The 17340-nt window shown below is 70.7% G+C and carries 15 protein-coding genes and 1 tRNA gene; 6 read left to right on the top strand and 10 right to left on the bottom strand.

The features are described 5' to 3' along the window. Positions 1 to 27: 27 nt before the first annotated feature. The 4 genes from BH708_RS01155 to BH708_RS01140 all read right to left on the bottom strand — a co-directional run bounded on the left by BH708_RS01155 (position 28) and on the right by BH708_RS01140 (position 3817). Complete coding sequence (locus tag BH708_RS01155) at positions 28 to 654, bottom strand: 50S ribosomal protein L25/general stress protein Ctc (RefSeq protein WP_083713174.1); 627 nt, start codon at positions 652 to 654, stop codon at positions 28 to 30. Between the two features lie 552 nt (positions 655 to 1206). After that, on the bottom strand, positions 1207 to 2187 hold the full coding sequence (locus tag BH708_RS01150; protein WP_076805935.1) for a ribose-phosphate diphosphokinase: 981 nt from the start codon (positions 2185 to 2187) through the stop codon (positions 1207 to 1209). Then, positions 2184 to 3683, bottom strand: coding sequence for a bifunctional UDP-N-acetylglucosamine diphosphorylase/glucosamine-1-phosphate N-acetyltransferase GlmU (gene glmU / locus BH708_RS01145; protein WP_076805934.1), 1500 nt, complete (start codon positions 3681 to 3683; stop codon positions 2184 to 2186). The genes BH708_RS01150 and glmU overlap by 4 nt, the downstream gene beginning before the upstream one ends. 62 nt (positions 3684 to 3745) lie before the next feature. Next, positions 3746 to 3817, bottom strand: a tRNA-Gln gene (locus BH708_RS01140). Positions 3818 to 3984: 167 nt separating this feature from the next. Between BH708_RS01140 and BH708_RS01135 the strand changes: the two genes are divergently transcribed. The 3 genes from BH708_RS01135 to BH708_RS01125 all read left to right on the top strand — a co-directional run bounded on the left by BH708_RS01135 (position 3985) and on the right by BH708_RS01125 (position 7263). Further along, on the top strand, positions 3985 to 4632 hold the full coding sequence (locus BH708_RS01135; RefSeq protein ID WP_076805932.1) for a TetR/AcrR family transcriptional regulator: 648 nt from the start codon (positions 3985 to 3987) through the stop codon (positions 4630 to 4632). 77 nt (positions 4633 to 4709) lie between these two features. Next, entirely contained in the window at positions 4710 to 5249 is a 540-nt protein-coding gene (locus tag BH708_RS01130) for a MarR family winged helix-turn-helix transcriptional regulator (RefSeq protein WP_083713172.1), read from the top strand. Positions 5250 to 5370: 121 nt separating this feature from the next. Beyond that, complete coding sequence (locus BH708_RS01125) at positions 5371 to 7263, top strand: ABC-F family ATP-binding cassette domain-containing protein (protein WP_076805931.1); 1893 nt, start codon at positions 5371 to 5373, stop codon at positions 7261 to 7263. A gap of 120 nt (positions 7264 to 7383) precedes the next feature. Here BH708_RS01125 and BH708_RS20200 read toward each other — a convergent pair whose 3' ends face one another. The 4 genes from BH708_RS20200 to BH708_RS01110 all read right to left on the bottom strand — a co-directional run bounded on the left by BH708_RS20200 (position 7384) and on the right by BH708_RS01110 (position 11484). Then, positions 7384 to 7731 carry a hypothetical protein gene (locus BH708_RS20200; RefSeq protein WP_253705589.1) on the bottom strand — a complete coding sequence of 116 codons (348 nt, stop codon included), beginning with the start codon at positions 7729 to 7731 and terminating at the stop codon, positions 7384 to 7386. Positions 7732 to 7888: 157 nt separating this feature from the next. Next, positions 7889 to 9076 carry a DUF222 domain-containing protein gene (locus BH708_RS19515; RefSeq protein ID WP_083713169.1) on the bottom strand — a complete coding sequence of 396 codons (1188 nt, stop codon included), beginning with the start codon at positions 9074 to 9076 and terminating at the stop codon, positions 7889 to 7891. A gap of 483 nt (positions 9077 to 9559) precedes the next feature. Continuing rightward, positions 9560 to 10525 carry a 16S rRNA (adenine(1518)-N(6)/adenine(1519)-N(6))-dimethyltransferase RsmA gene (gene rsmA / locus BH708_RS01115; protein ID WP_083713168.1) on the bottom strand — a complete coding sequence of 322 codons (966 nt, stop codon included), beginning with the start codon at positions 10523 to 10525 and terminating at the stop codon, positions 9560 to 9562. Beyond that, the gene (locus tag BH708_RS01110; RefSeq protein ID WP_076805926.1) at positions 10522 to 11484 is read right to left on the bottom strand and encodes a TatD family hydrolase; all 963 of its coding nucleotides are present in this window, start codon (positions 11482 to 11484) and stop codon (positions 10522 to 10524) included. Before BH708_RS01110 ends, rsmA begins: the two co-directional genes overlap by 4 nt. 315 nt (positions 11485 to 11799) lie before the next feature. On the opposite strand from BH708_RS01110, the gene rpmF reads away from it, so the two are divergent. Continuing rightward, positions 11800 to 11970, top strand: a complete 171-nt coding sequence (gene rpmF, locus BH708_RS01105) for a 50S ribosomal protein L32 (RefSeq protein ID WP_076805924.1) — start codon at positions 11800 to 11802, stop codon at positions 11968 to 11970. Between the two features lie 197 nt (positions 11971 to 12167). Here the strand turns inward: rpmF and rsmI are convergent, their stop codons facing one another. After that, entirely contained in the window at positions 12168 to 13010 is an 843-nt protein-coding gene (gene rsmI, locus BH708_RS01100; RefSeq protein WP_076805922.1) for a 16S rRNA (cytidine(1402)-2'-O)-methyltransferase, read from the bottom strand. 93 nt (positions 13011 to 13103) lie between these two features. Here rsmI and BH708_RS01095 point away from each other — a divergent pair, with 93 nt between their 5' ends. Together BH708_RS01095 and malQ are read left to right on the top strand one after the other, a co-directional pair. Beyond that, the gene (locus tag BH708_RS01095) at positions 13104 to 14705 is read left to right on the top strand and encodes a dolichyl-phosphate-mannose--protein mannosyltransferase (protein ID WP_076805920.1); all 1602 of its coding nucleotides are present in this window, start codon (positions 13104 to 13106) and stop codon (positions 14703 to 14705) included. Positions 14706 to 14752: 47 nt separating this feature from the next. Further along, the gene (malQ, locus tag BH708_RS01090; RefSeq protein WP_076810630.1) at positions 14753 to 16876 is read left to right on the top strand and encodes a 4-alpha-glucanotransferase; all 2124 of its coding nucleotides are present in this window, start codon (positions 14753 to 14755) and stop codon (positions 16874 to 16876) included. Here the strand turns inward: malQ and BH708_RS01085 are convergent. After that, positions 16863 to 17336, bottom strand: a complete 474-nt coding sequence (locus tag BH708_RS01085) for an S-ribosylhomocysteine lyase (protein WP_076805919.1) — start codon at positions 17334 to 17336, stop codon at positions 16863 to 16865. The two genes, malQ and BH708_RS01085, sit on opposite strands and share 14 nt — an antisense overlap. Positions 17337 to 17340 lie beyond the last annotated feature (4 nt).

Here is a 17340-nt window from a genome sequence, read left to right as displayed (position 1 = left end):
GGGTGCTCCACGGCCCGCTCGATCAGGTCACTCCTTCTCGGCGTCCTCCTCGGACTCCTCGGAGCTTTCCTCGGCCGACTCCTCGGCGTCCTCCTCGGACTCCTCGGGCTCGACCTCGATGCGCGGCATCGCGACGGAGGCGACGAGGATCTCGGCATCGGTGACCAGCTCGGCGTCGCCGGGCAGGATGACGTCGCCGGCGAAGAGCTGGTATCCGTCCTCCGCCTCCTCGACCGAGATCTCGATGTGCTCGGGCACGCGGAGCGCGTCGACGGAGAGGGTGATCGTCTGCAGGTCGACCATGGCGATGGCGGGGGCGACGGGGTCGCCGGACAGGATGACCGGGATGTCGACCTCGACCTTCTCGCCGCGACGGACGGTGATGAGGTCGAGATGGGTCAGGCTCCGCTGGAGCGGGTGACGCTGGATCTCCTTGATCAGAGCCAGGTGCTGGGTGCCGTCGGCGAGGGCGAGCTCGAGCAGCGCGTTGGGGTTGCGCGCGGCCAGAGCGGTCTCGTGGTTCGGCAGCGACAGGTGCAGCGGGGCCTCGCCGTGGCCGTACAGGACGGCGGGGATGCGCTGCTCGGCGCGGAGTCGGCGCGCAGCGCCCTTGCCGAAGTCCTCGCGCAGTTCGACGTTCAGCTTCTCAGCCATGATGGGTGCTCCTCGTGGTGGCAGGTGCTCGACGATGAGCGACGCCACGGGGCACAGGGAGCACGAGCTCCCGGAGATCCGCACCGCGTCGATCACGGAGCGGGCTCGTGCCCGCTCCCTCGCCGAAGTGACCCGGTGAGATTAGCACGCCGAGTCTGCGGCGCCGACGCGGACGTGACGACGATCGCGGTGCGCTCTCCGTCGTGCGACTCGCGGCGGCCTCCCTCGTGCAAGCGGCTCCCTCGTGCAAAGAGTGCGACCTCGGGAACCCCTCCACCGACGGGAGAGGTGCCAGGGCCGCACTCGATGGGCAAGCTCGCAGCACGTCGATCAGACCGTGCTCTCTTGCCCGATCTCCCACCGCTCGCAAGCTCGCAGCACGTCGATCAGACCATGCTCCCCTGTCAGATCTCCTACCGCTCGCAAGCTCGCAGCACGTCGATCAGACCGTGCTCCCTGTCAGATCTCCTACCGCTCGCAAGCTCGCAGCACGTCGATCAGACCGTGCTCCCTGTCAGATCTCCTACCGCTCGCAAGCTCGCAGCACGTCGATCAGACCTCGCCGTCGAAGAGGCTGGTGACCGAGCCGTCGTCGAAGACCGCACGGATCGCCCGCGCCAGCAGCGGCGCGATCGACAGCTGGGTGAGACGGTCGAACTGCTTCTCCGCCGGCACCGGCAGTGTGTTGGTGCAGACGATCTCACGCACCGCGCTGGACTTGAGGCGCTCCGTCGCGGGATCCGAGAGGATCGCGTGGGTGGTCGCGATGATGACCGAGTCCGCCCCGTTGGCGAGCAGGGCGTCCGAGGCCTGCACGATGGTGCCGGCGGTGTCGATCATGTCGTCGACCAGGATGCAGGTCTTGCCCTCGACGTCACCGATCACGCGCTTGGCGACGGCCTGATTGGGCTTCTCCGGGTCGCGCGACTTGTGGATGAAGGCGAGGTTCACACCGCCGAGCTTCTTCGCCCACTGCTCGGCCACGCGGATCCGGCCGGCATCCGGGGAGACCACGGCGATGTCCTCCTCGCCGTAGTTCTCCTGGATGTAGGCGGCGAGGATCGGCAGTGCCATCAGGTGGTCGAGCGGCCGATTGAAGTAACCCTGCACCTGCGGGGCGTGGAGGTCGACGGAGATCATGCGGTCGATCCCGGCGGTCTCGTACATGTCCGCGACCAGCCGGGCGGAGATCGGCTCGCGCCCGCGGTGCTTCTTGTCCTGACGGGCGTACGGGAAGCTCGGGGAGATCGCGGTGATCCGCTTGGCAGATGCGCGCTTGAGCGCGTCGATCATGATCAGGTGCTCCATCACCCAGGTGTTGATGGGCGCGGGATGGGACTGCAGCACGAAGACGTCGGTGCCCCGCACGGACTCGCCGTAGCGCACGTAGATCTCCCCGTTGGCGAAGTCCCAGGCATCCATGGGGAGCACCTCGACGCCGAGCTCGTCGGCGACCTCCTGGGCGAGGACCGGGTGGGCCCTGCCCGAGGCGAGGACCAGTCGCTTCTCCCCTGTGGTGACGATTCCGCTCATCGCTGCTCGTGCTCCTTGTGCTCCTCGGCGTCTGTGCTGGCCGGCGCATCGGCAGCGGACCGTTCCGCCGAGTCCAGGGCGGCGCGTGCCGCGTCCTCGGCCGCGGTCCCCGCGCGGCGTCGCAGGGTCCATCCTTCCACGTTCCGCTGCGAGACCGCGTTCACCCCCAGAGCCCCTGGGGCGACGTCCTTGCGCACGGTGGTGCCTGCGCCGGTGGCCGCACCGTCGCCGATCGCCACGGGTGCCACCAGCACGTTGTCGGCACCGACGCGCACGTGCTTGCCGACGGTGGTGCGGTTCTTCGTCACGCCGTCGTAGTTGGCGACGATCGTGCCCGCTCCGATATTGGTGCCCTCGCCGATCTCGGCGTCGCCCACGTAGCTCAGGTGCGGGACCTTCGCGCCGGGTCCGATCTTCGCGTTCTTGGTCTCGACGAATCCGCCGATCTTGCCCGCCGTCCCGAGGTCGGTGCCGGCCCGCAGGTACGTGAAGGGACCGACGTTCGCCTCCGCGCCGATCACGGCGAGCACCGCGTGGGTGCGGACCACCTCGGCGCCGGCCCCGACCTCGGTGTCGCGCAGGGTGGTGTCCGGGCCGATCAGCGCGTCCTCGCCGATGTCGGTGGCACCGTGCAGCTGGACGCCCGGCAGGATCACTGCGTCCTGGGCGATCGAGACATCGGCATCGATCCAGGTGGTCGAGGGATCGACGATGGTGACCCCGGCGCGCATATGGCGCTCGAGGGTTCGACGGTTCATCTCGGCGCCGAGCTGGGCGAGCTGGACGCGGTCGTTGACCCCCTCGACCATCATCACGTCGTCGGTCACCACCGCGTGCACGGAACGCCCGTCGCGGCGGGCGATCGACAGCACATCGGTCAGGTACATCTCCCCCTGCACGTTGTCCGTGCCGATCCGACCGAGCGCGTCGCGCAGGACGGCCAGGTCGAAGGCATAGATGCCGGAGTTGATCTCGTCGATCCCCCGCTCAGCCTCCGTCGCGTCCTTGTGCTCGACGATGCCGAGCACCTCGGAGCCGTCGTCGCTGCGCAGGATGCGGCCGTACCCGCTGGGATCGGGGACACGAGCGGTCAGCACGGTCACGGCAGCACCCGCACCCTCGTGCGCGCCGACCAGCTCCCGCAGCGTCGCCGGATCCAGCAGCGGCACATCGCCGTAGGTGACCAGGACCGTGCCCGCGCCGGCGGCGACCTGCTCGAGGCCGCACTGGACGGCGCGACCGGTGCCCGGCATCTCGTCCTGGTCGGCGACGGTCACCTCGGAGGCATGCTCGGCGAGGTGCTCGGCGACCCGCTCGCGCTCATGGCGGAGCACGACGACCAGCTCGGAGGGGCTGGTGCCCTCAGCGGCGGTGACCGCATGCACGAGGAGGGATCTGCCTCCGATCTCGTGGAGCACCTTCGGCTTCCGGGACTTCATACGGGTCCCGGCGCCTGCGGCCAGAACGATGACAGCGGCTGGTGCGGGGGATTCCACGTCGGCAGCTCCTCGGGATCGACGGGTGTTGTGCGGCGACACCGCCTCCGGGGCGGTGAGCGTTCCGCCATCAGGATTCGAACCTGAAACTTCAGAACCAAAATCTGAGGTGTTGCCGATTACACCATGGCGGACCGCGGCTGCGGCACCGCCGACCGACCGCCGTCGACGTCCGAGGGGTCGACGGGCGGGGCGAGGGCATCGAGCACGCACCAGAAGCCTAACGTCCGCCTCCCGGCCCACGGACAGGATCAGCGCGGAGTCCGGGTGGTGCTGGCCACGCCTGTGGGAGACTCGCGCCATGGCGGACAGCAGTGGCCCCCGCGGCCGGTCGACCCGGATGACGGGACGGGAACGACGCGAGCAGCTCGTGGCGGTGGGACGGCAGGTCTTCGCCGAGAAGGGCTTCGACATGGCCAGCGTCGAGGAGATCGCCGCCCGCGCGACGGTCTCCAAGCCGATCGTCTACGAGCACTTGGGGGGCAAGGAAGGGCTGTACGCGGTCGTCGTCGATCGCGAGGTCTCCACCCTGCTGGCCGCGCTCGGGCACGCCCTGCGCGATCAGCGCACTCATCCACGACTGCTCATGGAGCGGACCGCGACCGCGTTCCTGGCCTACATCGACGAGAACGAGGACGGGTTCCGGATCCTGGTGCGGGACTCCCCCGTCAGCCAGACCGGCGGCACCTTCTCCTCGCTGCTGACCGACGTCGCGCAGCGGGTCGAGGAGATCCTCGCCGCCCAGCTGCGCCTGCATTCCTACCCCACCCAGGATGCGACGATGTACGCGCAGATGCTGGTGGGGATGGTCGCGTACACGGGCCAATGGTGGCTGGAGTCCCGCCAGCCGGCGAAGGAGGTCGTCGCCGCGCGCATGGTGAACCTGTCCTGGTACGGGCTCGGGGCACTGCAGAAGGAGCCCTCGCTGCGCGTCGACTCCCGGGGCTGAGCGCACGGACGGTGTCACGGACCACGCCAGAGCGACCCACCCTCCCTCTCGCACGGAGCGCGCCCTAGACTCACCGCATGCCCACCACCACCCCTGATGACGCCGACGTGCCGCGCCTCGACGAGGTCGACCGCATCATCGAGGGCTGGAAGCGGGCTCGCGGCGACCTGGACACCGATCCGCTGGCCGTCTTCTCCCGCATCTCCCGCCTGGCCCGATTCCTGGAGACCGCGCGACGCGACTCGTTCACGGCCGCCGGCCTCGAGGGCTGGGAGTTCGACATGCTCTCCGCACTGCGCCGCAGCGGCGACGACGCCCTCTCCCCCGGCGCTCTGATGCAGCAGACGCTCGTCACCAGCGGCACCATGACCACACGCATCGACAAACTGGTCGCCCGAGGTCTGGTCAGCAAGAACCGCAGTCCCCGAGACGGACGCGCCGTCGAGGTCCGCCTGCAACCGGAGGGGGTCCGTCGCGTCGATGACGCCATGGAAAGCCTGCTCGCGGCGGAGCGAGACCTGCTGCGCCCCCTGGATGCCGATGGCCGCACGGCGCTCGCCGACACCCTCCGCTCGCTGCTGCTGACCTTCGAGGTGGACGACCCCGTGAAGGGCTGATCGCGCCGGTCGCGATCCGCGCCCGCCGCGGCGTCGTCTCCTGGTCGCGATGCTCTCCTCGCCCGCACCCACCTCGCCTGCACACACTTCGGCACCACTGCTTCCTGAAGGACACTTCTGAATGGCCCACCTGCTCGGCACCCAGTCCCTGCACGTCTCCCTGCCCGACCGCGTCCTGCTCGAGGACGTGACCCTCGGGATCGACGCGGGCGACCGCATCGGCGTGGTCGGGCGCAACGGCGACGGCAAGTCGACGCTGCTGCGCCTGCTCGCTCGGCTCCAGGACCCGGACTCGGGCCGGGTCACCGTGCGCGGCGGGGTCCGCGTCGGCGTCCTGAGCCAGCAGGACGAAGCCACCGAGGACACGACGATCCGCCAGCGCGTGGTCGGTGAGCGGCCCGCGTACGAATGGGCCTCCGATCCGCGGATCCGCGACGTCCTGGCCGGTCTGCTCCAGGAGCTGGACCTGGAGACTCCGCTGGCGGACCTCTCCGGTGGCCAGCTGCGCCGGGTGCACCTGGCGGAGCTGCTGGTCGGCGACTGGGACGTGCTGCTGCTGGACGAGCCCACCAACCACCTCGACGTCGAGGGCATCGCCTGGCTCGCCGAGCATCTGCGCCGGCGCTGGACCGCGAAGGACGGTGGACTCGTGGTGATCACCCATGACCGCTGGTTCCTCGACGCGGTCTGCACCCGGATGTGGGAGGTGCACGACGGGGTGGTCGAGCCCTTCGAGGGCGGATACGCCGCCTACGTGCTGCAGCGCGTGGAGCGCGACCGTCAGGCCGCCGCCGCGGAGGCGAAACGGCAGAACCTGATGCGCAAGGAGCTCGCGTGGCTGCGCCGCGGGGCCCCGGCCCGCACGTCGAAGCCGAAGTTTCGGATCGATGCCGCGAACGAGCTGATCGACGACGAACCGCCGGTGCGCGACACCGTGGAGCTGACCCAATTGGCCACCTCGCGCCTGGGACGGGACGTGATCGATGTGCTCGATGTCGACGCGGGGTACGGGGACGTGCAGGTGCTGCGCGACGTGACGCTGCACATCGGACCGGCGGACCGTATCGGGGTGCTCGGACCGAACGGCGCCGGGAAGTCGACGCTGCTCGCGCTGATCACCGGGGACCTCGCTCCGCAGGCCGGGCGCGTCAAGCGCGGCAAGACCGTCACGGTGCGCCAGGTGTCGCAGCGGATCGAGGGTTTGCAGGATCATCTGCACTCGCGGGTCAGCGACGTGGTGGGCCGGTATCGCAGTTCCTACCGCGCGGGCAAGGACGACGTCTCCCCTGGTCAGCTGCTGGAGCGCCTCGGCTTCACCACAGCCCATCAGAAGGTGCTGGTGGGTGCGCTCTCCGGTGGTCAGCAGCGACGACTGGATCTGCTGCTGACACTGCTCGAGGAGCCCAACATCCTGGTGCTCGACGAGCCGACGAACGACATGGACACCGACATGCTCGCCGCGATGGAGGATCTGCTGGACACCTGGCCGGGCCCGCTGATCGTGGTCTCCCACGATCGTTACCTGCTCGAGCGCGTCACGGATACCCAGTACGCGGTGCTCGACGGCACGGTGCGACACGTGCCGGGCGGCGTCGAGCAGTACATCGAGCTGCGCAAGGCGACCGAGGCGAATCCCGGAACAGCACCGGAACGCGGCGCGGGGAGCGGGAGCGCGCCGACGTCGCCTCCGACACGGGACGGCGGCTCTGCTCGCTCCCCGGGAGGGGCTGCATCATCCGCGGGAGCCGACACCGGTGTGCCTGCCGGAGGCCGATCGGCCGCTCCGGTTCTCTCCGGGGCCGAGGCGCGCTCCGCTCAGAAGGAGCTCAGCTCCGTAGAGCGTCGGATGGAGAAGCTGTCCCGGCAGACCGGGACGCTCCACGAGAAGCTTGCGGCGCATGACCAGTCCGATTACCAGGGGCTGCAGACGATCACCGAGGATCTGCGGGCGGTCGAGGCCGAGATCGAGGGACTCGAGGAGCGCTGGCTGGAGCTGTCCGACCTGGTGGGCTGACGGCGCTCAGTCCCCGCCTCCCGCTGCCCACGCCCGCCTGCCCGCGACCGCCCCTGAGCTCGTGTCCACCCGAGCATGATGCCTCGCGTCCTGCCGTCCCGTGCCGCGCGCTGTGTCTGGTCAGGGGTGCCGGGGTGGAGTGTGGTCGGTGGTGAAGGAGAGGTCGGTGCGGCCGGTGAGCTGGTAGCGGCGGTATCCGGGCCAGCCGCTGCCGCCGTGGTGAGGCCTGCCGGCCGGGGATCGTCCGAGGCGGTCCAGACCCTGTTCCAGGGTGGCCGTGGTCCCGGTCCTGGCGGGGACCGGCCCGTGCAACCCTTCGATGATCCAGGGAGTCCACCGCGTCCGCGCCGTCGTGGCGGGGTCGCCGGGATCGGAGCGTCGGGCCAGGCGGTGGCGGGCGGTACCGACCGGGTCGAAGTTGTGCCCCGCCCGGCGGGCTTTCTGCCCATACCTGCTCCTCCACTCCACACTGGCTCGTCGGCCCTGCTCATCGGTGATCACCCGTGCGGTGACGCCGACTTCTTCCTTCTGGTTGTCCCCCGCGCACAGGCTGTTGCCGTTGTCCCGCGACGTCGCCCTACCGCGGGAGTGCGGGGTGATGTGGTCGATCTGCCGGATCGGCGCGTCACAGTACGGTGCCCGGCAGGTGAGGTGAGACCACCGCAGGAACCGCGACAGGGCCGGCGGGAACGCCCGCGAGCGGGACTGGGCCGCGACCAGCTGCCCGTCCTCGGGATCGATGTACAGGTTCCGCAGCGCCAGCTTCAACGCCGGGCTGCTCCCGCACGTGCTCGTACGGCACCGACCCCACGCCCTCGATCACCACCGCATCTGCATGGGCCGGGGCCAGCAGCGACCGGTCGGTGATGATCACCCCGATCTCCATCGTCGTCACCACTGTGCCGGGCCCCTCGCGTGCGCCATGGTCCAGCATCACGTCGACGAACTGATCGGCCATGATCTGCTGGTGACCGCGCCGGTCCCCTCCGGCCCGGGCCTTCTCCGCCCCCAGCGACAGCAGTTTACGGATCCGGGCCGCGTCCATCGCGCTGACCCGCGCGGTCAGGGTGCACATCCCGTCCTCCGCCCGCCGCATCGTGACCGAGCGCCGCTGATGAGCGCGCAGGTGCCGACCCGCCGCCCCCTCGGGGTCCAGGGCGTGCAAGACCTTCTCGGCCTCGCTGCCCCACTCCTCGACCCCGCAGCCCTCCAGCTCGGCCAGACGCTCCGTGAGGATCTCATCGACCTGACTGCGCAGCGCCGGGCCGGCCGAGGCGACGACCTTGCCCACCCGGTGCGCGGCCGCCGGTGACGCCCGTCCCCGCGACAGGGCCGCGACCGTCCCCGGCATCGAGGCGACCCGGCGCCGGGAGCTGGACATCGTCTGTCCCGCTGCGGCAGGGGACGCCTTCAGCGCGAACGATGCTTCCGACCGTGCTGTCTTCACCGCTGCCCGACCCCTCTCGCCCCGCGCCAGCGCGTCGTCCTTCGCCGCCGCCTCCAGATGCACCAGCGCCCGGGCCTGGACCGCCGCCATCGCCGAGGACAGTTCCCGCAACCCCGTCAGCACCCGGATCGTCTCGGCCGCCGAGAGTCCCTCCATTGACGACGACCCTCGCGCGCCCAGCTCCGCGAACACCCCGATCACCGCAGACAGCTCCACACCCCCGACCACCACCCCGTCGTCACCGGCCGTGACCACCACCCCACCCGTCGAGGACCCGGCGGGAGCGCCGGTCGAGGACTCGACGGGGCCACCGGTGGAGTCATCGCCTGCTCCCGCGGTCTCCGCACCCTCGAACCCGTCATCCATACCATCCAGTTTCACATGTCCGTGCGACGTACTGAACAGTCACCACGCAATCTCTCGAAGATCACCGAGAAATGTGGATAACCACCCTCTGGGGAGGATAATCGAAGTCTGCGGGCATCCCGCGACGGGCTCGCCAACATCACGAACGTCTCATCGCTCACCCAGGTCACAGACGCGCACGGTCCAGTCAGAGGCACATTTCCTCGTCCGCAGAGCAGACCCCCCCCCCAACGTCGTCAAGAGACACTCCAAAAAAGTGGACAACCAGAGATTGTGGAGGACTCGCAATCATCCGGAATCGCCACGAACCAACCCCGAGCGCCCGGATAGACGCGGTTCCGCCCGGATAGGCGCCGTTCCGCGTAGATAGACGCCGTTCCGCGTAGATGGACGCGGTTCCGCCCGGCAGACGGCCCAGCACATCGGCCGGCGCCCCGTGATCGGTGAGCGAAGGTCCTGTCTGCGCGCGGCCCCCGTCCGTCCTCAGCTGGTCGCGCCGTTCGCCTGAGCGATCGCGCGGAAATGCTCGATCCCCAGCGTCTCCCCCCGTGCGCTCGGATCGATGCCGGCGGCGCGCAGGATCTCCTCGGCGCGGGGCGCGCTCCCCGCCCAGGTCGCGAGGGCGGCGCGCAGGGTCTTGCGTCGCTGAGCGAAGGCCGCGTCGACCACGGCGAACACCTGTTCGCGCTCCGCCGCGGTGCCCAGTGGCTCGTCGTGCCGCACCAGCTCCACCAGCGCGGAATCGACGTTGGGGACCGGCCAGAAGATCTGCCGGGAGATGCGTCCCGCATGCACGGCACGGCCGTACCAGGCGGCTTTGACGCTGGGGCCGCCATAGGTGCGCGACCCCGGCCCCGCGGTGAGACGGTCGACGACCTCGGACTGCACCATGACCAGCGCGGAGCGGAGGGAGGCGAAGCGCTCCAGAGCCGTCAGCAGGATGGGAGTCGCCACGTTGTAGGGCAGGTTCGCGACCAGGACGGTCGGAGCTCCGGCCCGGGGCAGCTCGGGGAGTTCTTCGACGCGCAGAGCATCATCGTGCACCAGGCGGAAGCGGTCCTCGCCGATCCCCCGGGCCCGCAGCGTCTGCGGCAGCAGCTGGGCGAGACCGCGGTCCAGCTCGACCGCCACGACGTCGGCCCCGGCGTCGAGCAGCCCGAGGGTGAGGGAGCCGAGACCCGGCCCCACCTCGAGCGCCGCCTGGCCCGGCTCGATGCCGGCGCGGCCGACGATGGTGCGCACGGTGTTGGGATCCATCACGAAGTTCTGGCCGCGCTGCTTCGAGGGATGGATTCCCGCTGCCTCCGCGAGCTCGCGGACGTCCCGGGCGGTCAGCAGCAGGTCCGGGGCCGACGGGTCCTGCCCGTCCCGCGATGAGTCCCCGCCCGCGTTCGACGGGGTCTCGCCCTCGGCGGCCCCTCGCGCCCCCTCCCCCGTCGGGCTGCTCATGCTCCGACCGTTCCCGGCCAGCCGTAGACCTGTTCGGTGGTGGCGCGGATCGTGCGGCAGGCCTCCTCCAACGCGGTATCGGTGACCTCGGCGATGGTCGCCATGGTCAGCGGGATCAGGTACGAGGAGTTCGGCCGACCCCGATAGGGCACGGGCGTGAGGAACGGGGCGTCGGTCTCGACCATCACGCGCCCCAGACCCACCTCGGCGAGCGCATCGCGCAGGTCGGCGGCATTCTTGAACGTCACGGTGCCGGCGAAGGAGAGGTACCACCCGCGATCCACGCAGGTGCGCGCGAACTCGGCGTCCCCGGAGAAGCAGTGGAACACGGTGCGCTCGGGCGCCCCGTCGGCCTCCAGCACCTCGAGCACGTCGCGGTGGGCGTCGCGGTCGTGGATCTGCAGCGGCAGATCGAGCTCCTTGGCGAGGGCGATGTGCGCGCGGAACGACTCGATCTGCGCGGCGCGCGCCTGCTCGTCCGTGCGGGAGGTGCGGAACCAGTCCAGCCCGGTCTCGCCCACCACGACCATGCCGGGACCCCGCAGCAGCTCCGAGACCTCGGCGATCGCGGCGTCGAGGCCGATCAGCGCCGCGCCGTGGTGGTCGGTGCCACGGGCGTGCAGCGCCGCCTCGTTGGGATGGACGGCGACGCCCCCGCGCAATGATGGCGGGCAGGCGTCGGAGGCCAGGAGAGCGGCGGTCCAGCGCACCGCTTCGAGGTCCGAGCCGATGGTGATCTGCGCGTCGATGCCCGCTGCGGCCGCGTGGGCCACGTGGTCATCGACGCTGAGGGACTGCTCGCCATCGGCGAAGTCGAGATGACAGTGGTTGTCGATCACCGGGAACGGCAGGGGGTCGGGTGCCGGCGGCCAGGAGCGGTCACGGGAGCGCCCGCGGGGGTCGATGTCCTCACGGCTGCGCACCGGGGCGGGGGACTCTGTCTCATGCGATGACGGCATGCGACCATGGTAGAAGGATCGCTGAGCCCATCGTCGCGCCCGGCCGACGCGGTACTGGTCCCGGTCCGGTGCTGGTCCGATTCCCGGCCCGACGCTGTTCCGGCCCTGTTCCGGTCTCGGCGGCCGACGGGGAGGCGGTGGGATAGCTCACGAGGGCCCGGGGGCGCGAGATCACGCCCCATGTGACAAGATGGGTCGTCGTTGCGCGTCCTATCGTGCACCCGAGCGCCCCGATTACGCTGGACCGGGTTCGGGTCGCTGCTCGGGACGGATGCCAGCGCCCGTTCATCCTCCGGACCGTCAAGGAGCGTCCTCATGGCAGTGCCCAAGTTCAAGATGTCCCGCGCTCGGACCCACGCCCGTCGCTCGCAGTGGAAGGCCAACAACCCCGGCCTCGTGCAGGTGACGGTCCGCGGCCGCACCGCCTCCGTCCCGCGTCGTCTGGCCAAGGCCTACCAGCGCGGTCTCCTCCAGATCGAGGACTGATCCCCGCGGGTTCTCGGCCCGCGCAGTGATCCTTTGACGAAGCCCCCGGCATCTGGTGCCGGGGGCTTCGTCGCGTCCGGGCCGAGCGCGGAGAGGGGTGCCCTGGAGCCGGCACCCCGAGGGGCTCCGGGCCGGCCACGGAGAGACGCCCCGGACCGCCGCTCCCCCGTGACCCACGTCGTCCCGTCGACGTCGCCTCACCCACGTCGTCGCAGCGCGAGATCGTACAGCTCGCTCGCGCTCACGCCCGGATCGTCCTTGGCCAGCTCCTTCGCCACGGTCTTGAGCCGCTCCCCGGTCGCCGCCCGGGCCAGGACCTGCTCGACGAGGTCCTCGGCGCTCGCCGTGACCGGTTCCGCCCCGGCCACCACGATCACAATCTCGCCCAGCACCTCGGTGCTCCCGGCCCAGTCGGCGAGCTCCGCGAGAGATCCGCGCACCACGTCCTCGTAGGTCTTGGTCAGCTCCCGGGCGACGGCGGCCTCGCGCTGCGACCCGAAGGCCTCGGCCATGGCGGCGAGGGTGGCGGCGGTGCGGCGCGGCGACTCGAAGAACACCATCGTGCGCCGCTCGTCGGCGAGCGGCTCGAGCGCACTGGCCCGTCGGCCTGCGCGCCGCGGCGGGAATCCTTCGAAGACGAACCGGTCCGGGGCGATCCCCGACGCCGCCAGGGCCGTGAGCACGGCGGAGGGCCCGGGGATCACGGTGGTCGGGTATCCCGCCTCGGTCGCAGCGCGCACCGCGCGGAATCCCGGGTCGGAGACCACGGGCATCCCGGCGTCGGTGACGATCAGGACCCGTCGGTCCTCCGCGAGCGCCTCGAGCAGCACGTCGGTGCGCTCGGCCTCGTTGTGCTCGTGGTAGGAGATGATCCTGCCGGTGGTCTCGACCTCGAGGGCGGACACGAGCCGGGCGAGGCGCCGAGTGTCCTCCGCGGCGATGAGGTCGGCCTCCTCCAGCGCCCGCATCAGGCGCACCGAGGCGTCCAGCGGGTTGCCGATCGGCGTGGCGGCGAGGGTGAGGACTCCGGGCTCGAGCATCCGGCCATGCTAGCCACTCGCCGCTGGGGCCACCGCAGGCTCCTGCGTGGGATCCTCGCCTGGCCGCGGAGGCCGATGTCCTAGCATGACCAGGTGCACACGGAGGAGGGGACGCATCACCGCGCCGATGTCCAGGACGAGCCCGGCGCTCTCGCCGCCTCCTATCGCCGCCGGTTGAAGACGTTCGACCTGCCGGTCTCCCGCATGGCCTGGGCCGGGGCGATGGCTCTCGTCGGCCTCGCCCTCGTGCTGCGGCTGTGGGGGCTGGGCACGATCGACGAGCTGATCTTCGACGAGACCTACTACGTCAAGGACGGCTACACCCTCACCCAGCAGGGCGTGGAGATGGACTGGCCGGACGACCACGATGCCGTCTTCGAGTCCGGCCGCGTCGACACCTACGAGGACTCCGGCTCCTACGTGGTCCATCCGCCGCTGGGCAAATGGCTGATCGGCCTGGGCATGATGCTGCTGGGGGCCGACAACCCCGTCGGATGGCGCATCTCCTCGGCCGTGCTCGGGGCCGCCGCCGTGCTGATGCTGACGTTCATCGCGCGCCGGCTGTTCCGCTCGACCACCGCCGGACTCATCGCAGGGCTGCTGCTGGCGGTCGACGGTCTGGCCATCGTGCACTCGCGCACCAGTCTGCTCGACCCGTTCCTGATGGTCTTCGCCCTCGCCGGCTTCGGGGCGCTGCTGATCGACCGTGACCGTTTCCGGGAGCACCTGGCGCTCCAGGCCGCCCGATTGCACACCAGCGCCGAGGTCGCCGCCCCGCTGGGGATCTCCGGCGGGCTGAGACCGTGGCGGCTGGCGGCCGGGGTGCTGCTGGGGATGTCCTGCTCGGTGAAATGGTCGGGTCTGTACTTCCTGGCGGTCTTCGGGATCATGACCGTGCTGTGGGACTGGTGGGCCCGGCGCACCATCGCCCAGAAGAACTGGCTGCTCGGTGGGCTGGTGCGCGACGCGATCCCGGCGTTCTTCGCCATGGTGGGCACGGCGCTGGTGGTCTACGTCGCCTCGTGGGCCGGCTGGTTCGCCTCTGCGGTGGGATACGACCGGCACGCGGCGGAGCAGGAGGGCATCGGCACCGGGAACGGGGCGCTGGACTCGCTGCTGTCGCTCTGGCTGTACCACCGGCAGGCCTACGAGTTCCATATCGGTCTGGACAGCGAGCACCCCTACGAGGCGAATCCGCTGGGGTGGCCGCTTATGCTGCGGCCGACGAACTTCTACTACCGCTCCTCCGAGTACGGGGAGGACGGCTGCCAGGTCGCCCAGTGCGCCTCGCACATCCTCTCGGTCGGCAATCCGCTGATCTGGTGGCTGGGCACCATCGCGGTACTGGTCAGCCTGGTGATCGCGGTGGTCCGCTTCGATGGTCGGGCCTGGGCGGCGCTGGCGGGGATCGCGGCCGGGTACCTGCCGTGGCTGCTGTACATGGACCGCACCATCTTCACGTTCTACGCGATCGCCTTCGAGCCGTGGCTGATCATGTGCTTGGCCTACGTGCTGTCCCTGGTGATCGGCCCACCCGGGTCCGACCGGGAGAGACGCCTGGCCGGCGGATTGTTCGCGGGCTCCCTGCTGGTGCTCATCGTCCTGGTCTCCGCGTTCTTCTGGCCGATCTGGAGCGGTCAGGTGATCGACCTCGAGCAGTGGAGGTACCGCATGTGGCTGCCGTCCTGGACGTAGCTGCTGGAACGTCCGCCCCCGGTGTGATCCCCGCTACGATGACCCGCATGGCTTCGGAATCCTCACCGCTGCGCGATCTCGCCCGCGACCTCGGGGTCAGCACGGACTACTGGGGCTGGGACGGCACCCGCCGGGACGTCGCCGACGAGACCCTGCGCGCGGTCCTCGCCGCGCTCGGCGAGGACGTCGCCTCCGAGACGGACATCGCCCGCATCCGCGGCGAGCACGAGCGAGCCCCGTGGCGACGCACCCTGCCTCCGGTGACCGTGCTGCGTGAGGACCTCGGCACCACGGTCCCCGTCCACGTCGACCACGGCACGGCCGTGACGGCGCATCTGCTGCTGGAGGACGGCGGTCGGCGCGATCTCGAGCAGGTCGAGGACTTCACCCCGCCCTACGATCTGGACGGGCAGCTGCGCGGGCGCGCGAGGTTCCGTCTGCCCGCCGGTCTGCCCCTGGGCTGGCACCGGTTGGTCGCGGCGACGTCGGCCGGACCGACCGAGGCGGACGTCGTCGTCACCCCTGCCCGGCTCACCGTCCAGGACCCCGTCGCCGCCCGGCCCGGCTTCGGGGTCCAGGCGCAGCTGTACTCGGTGCGCTCGCAGCGGTCCTGGGGCATCGGCGACCTCGGGGACATGCGCGATCTGGCGGCGATCTCCGCCGCCCGCCACGGCGCGGACTTCCTGCTGGTGAACCCGCTGCACGCGTCCTACCCGACCCCGCCGGTCGAGCCCTCCCCGTACCTGCCGGTGACGCGTCGCTTCACCAGTGTGCTCTACCTGCGCATCGAGGACGTCCCGGAGCACCGGGACCTGTCGGAGGTCGCCCGGCAGAAGGTGCTGCTTCTGCGCCGCGGCGTCGAGGGATGGAATGCCCGGGCGGACCATCTCGAGCGCGACGAGGTGCTCGCGGCGAAGCTGGAGGCCCTCGAGGAGCTCTTCGCGGTGCCGCTGACGGCGGGGCGGCGCGCCCTGCTGGACGCCTACCGCCGGCGCGAGGGCAGGGGTCTGGAGGACTTCGCGCTGTGGTCCGCGATCGCGGAGCAGGTGCACGGCACCGCCGAGGAACCCGTCCTGGGGGATCTCGGGGACGCCGCCGTCGAGCGGGCTCGGATCGAGCTGGCTGAGCGGGTCGAGTTCCACATCTGGACCCAGTGGCTGCTGGACGAGCAGCTGGCGGCGGCGCAGTCCGCCGCCCGCGAAGCAGGCATGCGCGTCGGCATCATGCACGACCTCGCCGTCGGCGTGGAGCAGATCGGTGCGGACTCCTGGCGCCTGCGCCACGTGCTCGCCCGGGGCGCCGCGGTCGGGGCTCCGGCCGACCAGTACAACCAGCAGGGCCAGAACTGGCATCAGCCGCCCTGGCACCCCGAACAGCTGCGCGAGGCCTCCTACCGGCCCTGGCGCGACATGCTGCGCACCCTGATGCGCCACGCGGGCGCCCTGCGCATCGATCATGTGCTGGGTCTCTTCCGCCTGTGGTGGATCCCCGAGGGCCACGAGGCGTCCGACGGCGCCTACGTCTCCTACGACCACGAGGCGATGATCGGCATCCTGGCGCTGGAGGCGCAGCGCTCCGGCACCGTCGTGGTCGGTGAGGACCTGGGCACCTTCGAGCCGTGGGTGCGCGATCACCTGGTCGATCGCGGGATCCTCGGCACCTCGATCCTGTGGTTCGAGCACGACGGCGAGGGGCGCCCGCTGCGCGCGGAGCACTACCGTGCGCTGTGCATGGCGTCGGTGAACACGCACGACCTGCCCCCGACGGCCGGGTACCTCGCCGGGGACCACGTCACGCTGCGCCATGAGCTGGGCCTGCTCGAACGTCCTCTGGACCAGGAGCTGGCGGCCGATGCCGCCGGGCGCGATCAGGTCCTGGACGTCCTGCGCGAGGAGGGGCTGCTGGAGCCCGGGGCGGATCTCGAGGCCACGGTGATCGCCCTGCACCGACATCTCGCGCGCACGCCGTCGATGCTGTTGGGAGTCTCGCTGGTGGACTGCGTCGGCGAGCGCCGTATCCAGAATCAGCCGGGCACCGACGAGGAGTACCCCAACTGGCGCATCCCGCTGGCCGACCCCGACGGACAGGTGATCGGCGTCGACGAGATCGCGGACGACCCGCGCACCGCGCGATTGCTGGCCGCGGTGCGCGAGGGCCTCAGCGCGCGGTGACCTGCCCCCAGCGCTCGCGGGCGTCGAGGAAGGTACGGGCAGCGTCCTTCGCGCCCTGCAGCGTGTGGTGGGCGCCCCAACCGCACTGGATCTCGTTGGCTGCGGGCACCTCGTCGGCCGCGAGCAGGTCGACCAGCGTCGCCTCCAGGATGGGGGCGAAGCCCTCGGTCGTGTGGTCCCCGACCAGCAGCACGTAGAAGCCGGTGCGGCATCCCATCGGGGAGACGTCCAGGACGTCGCCGGTGTGGTTGCGCATGTGCTCGGCCATGAGGTGCTCGAGCGAATGCACGGTCTCGGAGTCCAGGTGCTCGGTGTTGGGCTGGGTGAAGCGCACGTCGAACTTGGTCAGCACGTCGCCGCCGGGCAGCTCCTTGCGGTCGGCGATGCGCAGGTACGGGGCGGCGACGGTGCGATGGTCGAGGTTGAAGCTCTCGACGTTCATGCGGGGCTGCTCGGTCATGGGG

It is taken from the genome of Brachybacterium sp. P6-10-X1, from assembly GCF_001969445.1.
Lineage (GTDB): Bacteria > Actinomycetota > Actinomycetes > Actinomycetales > Dermabacteraceae > Brachybacterium.
The sequence above is the reverse complement of the archived record's forward strand: the minus strand, read 5'-3'. Positions and strand labels throughout refer to the sequence as shown.